Here is an 8,806-nt window from a genome sequence, read left to right on the forward strand (position 1 = left end):
GCTGTAGGTAAGGCTCTAGCCAATCACCATTCTTGTAACGCTGTGGCGTCAAGGGAAATGGCGGGGGGCCCCGGCTCTGCTGGGGTTCCGCGTCCGCAGGACCGGCCAACGGCCGTATTTCCCTTGATGCCACGACCTTAAGAGCGAGCCTTGCGAGTGGGGATGGTGACGGCTCTTTGTCACCATCCCCCGAGTGTTCGGGGCGATCCCCGACGCGGATGACAAGGGCGCGCAGCCCTTGGTGTTAGAAATGTGGGTCCAGGGGGATTATCCCCCTGGTCGCCGAAGGCATCTGGGCCCCCACCACGCAAGGCGTGGAAGTTGGGGATCCTTTTAAAATAGTATGGTCATGAGAGATGCTTTAGATCTGCACTGTTCTTAAAGGCTTTCTTACAGCAAAGCTGTGGTACCACTCGACCTGAAATTTTGCAGAAAAGTTAAAAAGAAGATCCCGCCCATAATGACCTCTCGCATTCCTTGTTCAATGACGATGTAAACGGCGTCCTATGCAGCAGAGAAAGGGCCACTCAGAGGCGCGCTAAGGGCGTTTTCAGCGTGATTTGCCTGGGTTGGCATAGGGGATCAGGCCGAGCGGTCAGCCGGCTTGTTGGCGAAGCAGTGTGAGGATGTCCTGATCGGACAGGTCGGGGTATTGAGCCTTGAGCTCAAGCAGCGATACCGCTTGTTGTCTCCGGTCGGCTACGCTGAGCGCTGCGTATTGGGCAGCCAGTACTCTCCCCTCTCGGGCCTGGGCAGCGCGTTTGCGTTGTTGCTTCTGGTGATGATGGGTCAGCGCCTGGAGCGCTTCCATCTGCTGCCGCTGTTTAACGGCGCCCAGCTTGCGGGTGCGTTCGCTCTTTTTGCGGGTGCGGGCGGCCGACAGGAGATGGCCAAGCCCCAGATCGATAAACAGCCGCGGGCGTAAATGGATCATGGTGCGTGTCATCCAGCGCACCCCATCCTTGAACAGGCGGCGCTGCTTACGCCGGATATAGCCCGCCTCCTCGAGCGCTTTAAGTGTGCGGGAGACACGACAATCTGTCAGACCACCATCATCGACCAGGCGACGTTGCCGGTTCAGACGGAAGTCACCATTACTGTCCATCCAGCCCAGAACCAGTGTGGCCAAGTCGACCCTCGACATGAGCGACTCAGCGATGGCGGCTAGGGCATCCCAGCGTTGCTGTTTGGTGCGGCAACCACTTTTATGAATCCGGTCCAGACGCCAGAGCCAGGTGCCTGCCCGGGTCTTACATTCGGTACGGATACGTCGTGCGGCTTCGCCCAGGAACGTTTGGGCCTGCTTTTCGGAAAGCTTGCCGGGGTTACGAGAGGCGATCTTTGAGGACGAGGATGGCTTGCCAGCAAAAGGCGCATAAAAGCCTGAGCCTGGAGCATCATGCTGTCGCTGTAGCGTGCCCTGTTTTAACGCCATGACTCACCGCCCCGCCGGCGGTGAGCATACGATAAATGGCACATTTTCTGGTTGCGCAGGCGCGCAGTGAAAGCCATAATCTGCTCACTGTGTGTTGAGTAGCGCGCGATCCGCCAAGAAAACTCGCTACTCAATATCTTTTTCAAAGCCCCGGCCTACAAGCCGGGGCTTTTTTATTTGTATTTGTAATGGCTACTTAATCGATATAGGTCCTCATGAACCTTCAGCCAATGGAAATTGGAGGCGAAATTAGCACACCAAATTCTTTGGTACAACAGTCGATTCGCTCGGCTGTAGCCCAGTCATGATGCGGGATACAGCTTTCTTTAGCGAATAACTTACATAAGTTATTTAACTTATGTAACGTTTTCGTTCTTTGCTTTTTCTAGGAGAGCTAGGACTTCTGCCTGCTCTAGCTGGAATAGAGCCAAAATCCCAGCCCTCACAACGTCGCTTCTTGAAACTCTAAAATCTCTTGGAAGCAACGATAATTTATCGATGTCTTTGTTTACCTTTTTGGAAAGGCTAAAGGTTGTACGGACAAAGACCGCTTGCGATTTCTTTTTCTTTTTAGGTACAGCAGGAGCCGTCGAGACAGGCGCACCAGAGATGAACGCCTCTGCTGCCTCATCGCTACCTAATTTTTCGTCTTTAACAAGAGGGACTGCTGGCTTCCTTAAGTCTTTTAGGCCCATGACTGATTACCCCATAGCTCTCTTGCCAGGCTTTCAATTTCTTCTACTGCTTTTGTGTCATTGCATGACTCCAGCACAGAGCTTCCATTCTCATCAGCATCGTCATAAACATTTCTGGCAGTTGTGATTGCTTGTAGAGGCTCGATACCAAATGAAGAGCAAGCATCCTTCGCATCAAGAATTCTTTGCACCTGGCTAGGAAGTGAGGGAGCTTGGGTAATCACAGCCCGAACTGTTAGGTTTGGGTTCACTGCGATAGCTAGCCGGGCTAGGTTTTCAACCTTAGGCAAAGTCTTTAAATCTCTTCGCTTGGGACGAAACGGAATCAGCATATGCGTAGCTACGGTCATCGCAGATCTAAGAGCTTCAGAATCTGCTCCACCTGCATCAACTACGATTTGCCTATAGCGACGTCGAAGATCCATCAAGGTTTGCCTTATATTCCCGTGTGCTTGAACTACAGGAATAGCTGGTAGATCACCTGCATTTTGCCTTTCAGCAGCCCAATCTGCTGTAGTACCTTGAGGGTCTGCATCTAGCAGTAAAACGTCGCCGCCTTGAGCCTGTAGCCATACAGCTAAATTTTGTGCCAAGCAGCTCTTTCCACTTCCACCTTTTTCCCCACCAAGCAAAAGGATCATCGAAGCATCCATTCTCAAGCCCTCTATTATGTAAGTTACGTAAGAATACACGAAGGCATAACTTATGTAACTTATTTCAGTCCTCCTCTCTGAAAATCTTGGTGGAGGAAGAGGCTACGCAGAAACGTGCCGCATTTAGAGCCGCGAACAAGACCCATTTCTGGTTAGCTGATATAGGCAAGCACAAGCTTGATACTCACTGAAATTTCCTACCCTTGCTCGCTGCCTACGCTCATTGTTGGGTTTGTTAGCTGCTCTTAATTCCGGATATTAAATCGATGAATTGGCAGAGCTCATAAGCTTTAATAAATTACATAACTTAAGCAACATACATAACTTACTTAAGTTATGTATGTTGCTTATCTTCAGAAAGGCTATGGGCGTGCGGCTGTCTATGCTTTTCATTATGCCTGGCATTTTGATTGCGTCGAGACAGCATCCTCGATAGTTAATTTTTTCTAGCTGCCTAGCATGCATGTGAACCTTTGACAGGTACGATTCAACACAATCTCAGAAAGGCAATGACCGCTTAAGTTAAGTAACTTACGTAAGATACTTAACTTGCGTAAGTTGCTCTTGCGAAAAAAGAACGTAGAGCCACTTCGCGTAATGCGTATTGTGTTAAACGTGCCGAGGTAGGGGATAGGTAGCCAATGTAAGCCAGCTCTCCTCGTCTGAAGAGACGTATGCTTGAAGTTATGACTGAGGCTTATCCCAAGCGCGATAGCGGCTTGAGCAGGCCTACCAAGTCAAAAGAAGCACAAAGTGGATTGATCTTCAGGCATAGCGTTACCAGATCCGCTAGCACGGCTAGCACAACGAAAATTTCAGCTTCGAACTCACCACTGGTCCAGAGCTGACGGCCTGAGCCTCGCGCTTTTCGTCGATATCTATCTTTTAACACTACGCCCGAGCCGCCGAAAACACAGATAAAACCATGAGGAGAAGCCGTCCTGAAATAGGCTCCCATAGTCGTGTCACGATTCTTTGAGGAATAAAAAAGGCACCACTGGGTGCCTTTGGAGACTAGGTGGGAAAACCTTACATGAAGGTTTCAGCGCTGCAGCCGAAGCGCTCGCACAACGCTTTAATCTGGCGCACATTCAGGTCGCGCTTGCCGCTCAATAATTCGGAGATGACCGATTGTGTGCCAATTTCAGGCAGATCACTCTGACGCAGCTTATGTTCATTCATCAGGTAGGCCAGCATTTCCCGGGGTTCGAATTTCTCTTCCGGGTAGGTTTCGGCATCGTAGGCTTCGATTAGATCCGCGACATGCAGAATAAGACTTTGCAACGGGTGGTCTTCGTCGCCGCCGGTGATGTCCAGCAGCTGATCCAGAGATGCTGCAAGCTCTTTGTATTGCTTGTCGTTCTCGGGCTTCTGAAGCAATGGAGCCACAAAGGCCCAGTGTTCAATGGCTTGTTTCAGCATGGCGGTCATTCTTTAATCCTTCCACTTGCCTTGATCATATTCTTTGTGGTCCAGCACGTGCTTGATGTACACCGTCTGGGCCTTGAACTGTACGGTTGCGATGACTCGCAGCTTGTTGCCGCCAACATCGAAAATGTACTTGTCCTTGTACTTGTCCAATGCTGGACTTAACTGCTTTAGCTCCGCGTGATCCTTGGGCGAGTTCCGCTTGATCAGTATTCGCCAAAGCTCTAGCGCAGAAGCAGCACGGGGCCACTTTTCCTTTGCTTCCCTGATCCGGGCTTCCGTGATAATCCGCATTCCCTTATCCGTATAGCAATTTGCGATAAAGTGATAATATTCCCTTCCACCAAATATCGCAATATGCGATACAGATATTTTATTATTTTTGATTGGGGTGTATTACACCGGCGCCTAAACAGTGAATGGAGCCACCATGGTGAGTAGTCCCGAAGTAGTCAAATTGCGCTGACGATCTGGCCTGCACCTGCATGGTTCCTCACCCGGCGCGCGCAGTTGTCCCCCCACGACGCCTGCGGGCTAAATAGGTCGCTTTTTCTGCACCCCTGCACAGGCCTCTACGCCGCCCATGGCGGGGGCTTCGAGGCGTTTTTAGCCTTGAGAAAGCCCTGCAAAACCCTGCAGAGGTCCCCCTCGCCGCGCCCCCCTGTGCGTCCATATGGCCTACTCCCGTTTTTACCTGCTTTGAGCGCGGCGCTCTTCTGTCAGCGCGCTCCGTTTGGAACGAGCGAAGGGCTTTCAGGCACCTCCGTTACTGATTACCCCGGCTCGCGTGCGAGACGAAGCCAGAGGCGCGCCGTGAAGCGGCTAAACGACGCCTGCGGCGTGCAGCCGCTGGAAGGGCGCTAAGACCTCCAGGCAGCTCTGTTGCCTCAAGGAGAAACCAGGGGACCCCGCGCGCCTGTAGGCGCGAAGTCGGGGAACATCAATACAGAGGAGCTTGGCCTTACACCGTGTCTGGGTTATGCACAGAGCTTAAAGGCTCTGTTCTTTAAGCGAAGCGGTATCACTCCACACTTTTTTTTGCATTTAATTCAAACCAGCACAGTGGCGAACTGACCGATGCGCCTTAATTACGGATTGCGCACTCGAAAGCGGGAGCTATTTAGGGCGAATCTGAGGCGTTTTGAGGGATTTTGAGACGGTGGGAGGGTAACGGCAGGGATACAGGCGAGCAGAGGCCCCGCTGGGAAACGGTGCGCTTAGGAGGAAAGCTATTGTCGAAGGAAGGCGTCTACCGCCTGGGTAAGGGCGCGCCCGGTCAGGCTGGGGTTTTGCTGATGCAGTTGAACAGCAAGCTCAGCTCTTCTACGGTTGAGCTCAACCTGCTGTTCTTGCTGCCGGTTTTCTATAGCGATTCGCTCACGTACCTGGAAGTCGCGGCGGCGGGCTTGTTTGGCCATAGCGACCTCGGCCTGCTGCAGTACCTTTTGCTGGGCTCGGCGCTGGATCTCCTGGAGCTTTAGGCGGCGCTTTTCTTTCTTGCGCTCCCGAGCCTGCTTGAGCTGGTGAGCCAGGCCCAGCTCGATAAACAAACGCTTCCGCAGAATAATCATGGTACGGGTGATCCAGCGCTTGCCATCATGAAATAGCCGCTTCTGCTCGCGACGGATGTAGCGCGCTTTTTCCAGGATTTTTAGCGTGCGCGAAAGGGCACACTGATGGATCTCTGCATCTACGGCAATGCCATTCTGCAGATTGAGGTGGAATTGGCCTTCGTTATCCATCCAGCCAAGCACCAGGGTAGCGATATCGACGCGGGCCATGATGGGTTCGATGATGGCCGCAAGCTTGCTCCAGACCTCCTGCCTGACACGGCGGCCGGAAAGGTGAACGCAATCAAGAGAGCGCAGCCATCGCCCTTTACGCTCGCTAGCTTCTACTTTTACGCGTCTTGCGGCTTCGCCCAGAAACGTCCGCCGCTGATCCTCGGACAGCCTGGCGACATTCGTCTTGTCCCGGTCAGGTAACGGTTTGCCCCGCTTGGCCACCGGCAGGTAAAACGCAGAGGCCGGCGAATCAGCCGGTGCACGACGTTTCCTGCTGGTGCGCTGCATAGTGCCGGCAGCGGTGTAAGGGGTGGATGACATACCGTTCCTTGTACAACGGGCAAAACATGCCCAAACCCATCGAATCCTTTGGGCTGGTATTAGTGGTAGAGTTAAGCTGGGTTAGAAATGCCGGTCATGACTGCGGCCTGGTTACCGGCAGCTCATGAGGCATAGACGGGTTTGTCGCCTGAACGAGTCGGGGCTTTAACGCTCCAGCCGAGGAGGCCATGGGTACCACCATGAAAGGCTTCTCAAGGCCAGACGCCCTGATCTGATGAACAATGGTCTGGTGTCCCTTGAAGGTAGCGCCGCAGCTGAAGTTGGAGCACTCGTACCAGAGGTTCTTGAAGCACGGCGCTTCTTCAGTGGTCGTGCGGATCCGGAGCTTTTCCCGGCAGCATGGACATTTCATGGCCGCCGCTGACCTAGGCAAGTCAGGTGTAAAGGCTGGGCAGCTTTGCCGTTTGGGGCTGGGTTTTCAGGTACGTACTTCATTCTCGTAGCCTTGATAGAGGAGGGCACTGCTCTTCTGGTTAATCACATATAGTATAACTGTATACACATACAGTATCTGACGAATGGTACTGCCTTTTGGTACAACTCATCAAGCATAGAATCTCCTCTATGTGCCTCAAAGCAGAGCAGCGATACCTCTTTCAGGTAGAAAAGTTCATCGCTTGTCGGAACATACGTAAGCAAATGTAAATTATGTGATACAAATAGCAGATTATTGAGAGGCGGCTCACAATAGTTAGCTGCCTTATGAAGAAGTTTGCTGTCTCTTCGAGGGAACGACTGTGCTTGCCAAGCCTCATGGAAGGGCTTTTTGCTTTTTTCTTTTCTGTGCTTTATCTGCGCCGGGCTTTGCTCAGGTGTTTCCTGGCGCTGCCTCGCCGGGTGATCGCGATCTGATTCGCGAGCGGCAGGATCGCCTGCTGGAAGAGCAGCGCAAGCGTCTGGAAGAGCTCAAGGAACTGCCGGGAAAGGAAGCAGGGCCTGCGCCGAGTACACAGCCTTCCGATACCCGCTGCTTTCCTATCCAGCACATCGAGCTTAAAGGCGCCGAACACCTCGCCCCGGCTGAACGCGATCAGCTGACCGCCCCGTTTACAGGCCAGTGCCTGGGTGTACCACAGCTCAATGACCTCTTAAAGCGCATTACCGACCGTTATATCGAACGTGGCTATGTCACAACCCGTGCCTACCTGCCACAGCAGGACTTGTCCGACGGCGGACTGGAGGTCCTGGTCGTTGAGGGAAAGCTCGAAGGGGTCAACAGTGACGACAGCAGTGGGCTGTCACCACGTGAACTGGAGATGACCTATCCAGGCCGCTCAGGTGAGATCCTGAACCTGCGTGAAATCGAGCAGATGGTCGATCAGCTCAATCGCCTGCCCTCCAACCACGCGCAAATGGAGCTGGTTCCCGGTAAAGAGGTAGGCGGCAGTACCGTTCAGGTCAAAAACACACCAGACAAGCCCTGGCGTGCGTCGCTATCGCGAGACAATGACGGGCAGAAGAGCACCGGCGAGCAGCAGTGGGGCGTAGGGTTTGAGTGGGACAGCCCCCTGGGCCTGGCCGATCAGTTGACGCTACGCAGTGGTCACGATGCAGTCAGCGACCGAACACGCACCTCAAAGAATCGGTTCCTGAGTTACAACCTGCCTTGGGGCTGGTGGAATTTCTCCTACACCTACAGCCACAGCGCATACGCCTCCGAGGCCCAGGCCTCCGGCTTTGCCTTTGCCCAGACGGGTGACAGTGACAGCCACCAGCTGCGTGTTGAGCGTTTGGTCTACCGCGATTCGGTCAGCAAGACCTCGATCAACTCAGGGCTTTCACACCTGCGCACCAATAATTACATCGAAGACAGCCGTCTGGATATCAGCAGCAACCGGATCACCGAGTTTCAGCTGGGCCTCAACCACGGCCGCCGGATTGGTAATGCTTTCGTCAACCTGGACCTGGGCTGGCAGAAGGGGATTGGAGCATTCGACGCCCAGGGCGATGGACATCCGGGCCCGGGCGAACCCACGGCGCGTTACAACAAGTACACCGCCACCGTGAGCTATATGCAGTCGCTGCAGATCCTGGGCGAGTCGCTCAGCTTTAGCAGCCTGGTCACCGCCCAGCGCAGCAGTGATGTGCTCTACAGCCCTCAACGCATCAGCCTGGGCGGCCTGTCTTCGGTACGTGGCTTCAAGGATCAATCGCTCTCCGGTGATACCGGTGGCTACTGGCGTAACGATCTGCGCTGGTCAAGGCCGGTGGCCTGGGACTGGCTACGCCCAGTCTTTAGCGAGTACGGCGCCGGGGTTGGGTACGACATGGGTGTCATCCATGGCGGCCGGTACAACCCTGAGGCCAAGGGGCGGCTGTCGAGCGACTCGCTCGAGTTCTTCATCCGGGGCCAGCACATCAGTACCAGCGTGACCTTTGCGCACTCGCTTGAGCGTCCGGACGCCTTGCCCGAGCGCGAACACCCGATCTACTTCAGTTTGAATTTCTCACTTTAATTCTGCGAGACCC

At 53.8% G+C, this 8,806-nt stretch carries 9 protein-coding genes; 1 reads left to right on the forward strand and 8 read right to left on the reverse strand.

Annotated elements, in window-relative coordinates; translation table 11 throughout:
• Positions 1 to 595: 595 nt before the first annotated feature.
• The 8 genes from QWJ10_RS22740 to QWJ10_RS23230 form a co-directional block, all read right to left on the reverse strand.
• Entirely contained in the window at positions 596 to 1,435 is an 840-nt protein-coding gene (locus QWJ10_RS22740; protein WP_289929775.1) for a hypothetical protein, read from the reverse strand.
• A 356-nt stretch (positions 1,436 to 1,791) separates the two neighbouring features.
• Positions 1,792 to 2,130 (reverse strand): hypothetical protein, encoded by a 339-nt coding sequence (locus QWJ10_RS22745; RefSeq protein WP_289929776.1) that lies wholly within the window; start codon positions 2,128 to 2,130, stop codon positions 1,792 to 1,794.
• A complete protein-coding gene (locus QWJ10_RS22750; protein WP_074830177.1) occupies positions 2,121 to 2,771 on the reverse strand; it encodes an AAA family ATPase in 651 nt (216 codons plus the stop codon). The genes QWJ10_RS22745 and QWJ10_RS22750 overlap by 10 nt, the downstream gene beginning before the upstream one ends.
• A 709-nt stretch (positions 2,772 to 3,480) precedes the next feature.
• Positions 3,481 to 3,741: a hypothetical protein gene (locus tag QWJ10_RS22755; protein WP_289929777.1), complete on the reverse strand. Its 261-nt coding sequence runs from the start codon at positions 3,739 to 3,741 to the stop codon at positions 3,481 to 3,483.
• Between the two features lie 71 nt (positions 3,742 to 3,812).
• Entirely contained in the window at positions 3,813 to 4,214 is a 402-nt protein-coding gene (locus QWJ10_RS22760) for a transcriptional regulator (RefSeq protein ID WP_289929779.1), read from the reverse strand.
• A gap of 3 nt (positions 4,215 to 4,217) precedes the next feature.
• Entirely contained in the window at positions 4,218 to 4,505 is a 288-nt protein-coding gene (locus tag QWJ10_RS22765) for a type II toxin-antitoxin system HigB family toxin (protein WP_289929780.1), read from the reverse strand.
• 935 nt (positions 4,506 to 5,440) lie between these two features.
• A complete protein-coding gene (locus tag QWJ10_RS22770) occupies positions 5,441 to 6,316 on the reverse strand; it encodes an OmpH family outer membrane protein (RefSeq protein ID WP_289929781.1) in 876 nt (291 codons plus the stop codon).
• 94 nt (positions 6,317 to 6,410) lie between these two features.
• The gene (locus QWJ10_RS23230; RefSeq protein WP_354669643.1) at positions 6,411 to 6,689 is read right to left on the reverse strand and encodes an ogr/Delta-like zinc finger family protein; all 279 of its coding nucleotides are present in this window, start codon (positions 6,687 to 6,689) and stop codon (positions 6,411 to 6,413) included.
• Between the two features lie 460 nt (positions 6,690 to 7,149).
• Here QWJ10_RS23230 and QWJ10_RS22775 point away from each other — a divergent pair, with 460 nt between their 5' ends.
• Positions 7,150 to 8,793: a ShlB/FhaC/HecB family hemolysin secretion/activation protein gene (locus QWJ10_RS22775; protein WP_289929808.1), complete on the forward strand. Its 1,644-nt coding sequence runs from the start codon at positions 7,150 to 7,152 to the stop codon at positions 8,791 to 8,793.
• Positions 8,794 to 8,806: the final 13 nt, after the last annotated feature.

It is taken from the genome of Pseudomonas sp. WAC2, assembly GCF_030403525.1.
Classification (GTDB): domain Bacteria; phylum Pseudomonadota; class Gammaproteobacteria; order Pseudomonadales; family Pseudomonadaceae; genus Chryseomonas; species Chryseomonas luteola.

What these genes read in the sequence shown, in the direction of transcription:
- QWJ10_RS22750 (WP_074830177.1), bottom strand. Translation starts at nt 2,771, where the DNA reads ATGATCCTTTTGCTTGGTGGGGAAAAAGGTGGAAGTGGAAAGAGCTGC.
- QWJ10_RS22770 (WP_289929781.1), bottom strand. Translation starts at nt 6,316, where the DNA reads ATGTCATCCACCCCTTACACCGCTGCCGGCACTATGCAGCGCACCAGC.
- QWJ10_RS22760 (WP_289929779.1), bottom strand. Translation starts at nt 4,214, where the DNA reads ATGACCGCCATGCTGAAACAAGCCATTGAACACTGGGCCTTTGTGGCT.
- QWJ10_RS22765 (WP_289929780.1), bottom strand. Translation starts at nt 4,505, where the DNA reads ATGCGGATTATCACGGAAGCCCGGATCAGGGAAGCAAAGGAAAAGTGG.
- QWJ10_RS23230 (WP_354669643.1), bottom strand. Translation starts at nt 6,689, where the DNA reads ATGAAATGTCCATGCTGCCGGGAAAAGCTCCGGATCCGCACGACCACT.
- QWJ10_RS22745 (WP_289929776.1), bottom strand. Translation starts at nt 2,130, where the DNA reads ATGGGCCTAAAAGACTTAAGGAAGCCAGCAGTCCCTCTTGTTAAAGAC.
- QWJ10_RS22740 (WP_289929775.1), bottom strand. Translation starts at nt 1,435, where the DNA reads ATGGCGTTAAAACAGGGCACGCTACAGCGACAGCATGATGCTCCAGGC.
- QWJ10_RS22755 (WP_289929777.1), bottom strand. Translation starts at nt 3,741, where the DNA reads ATGGGAGCCTATTTCAGGACGGCTTCTCCTCATGGTTTTATCTGTGTT.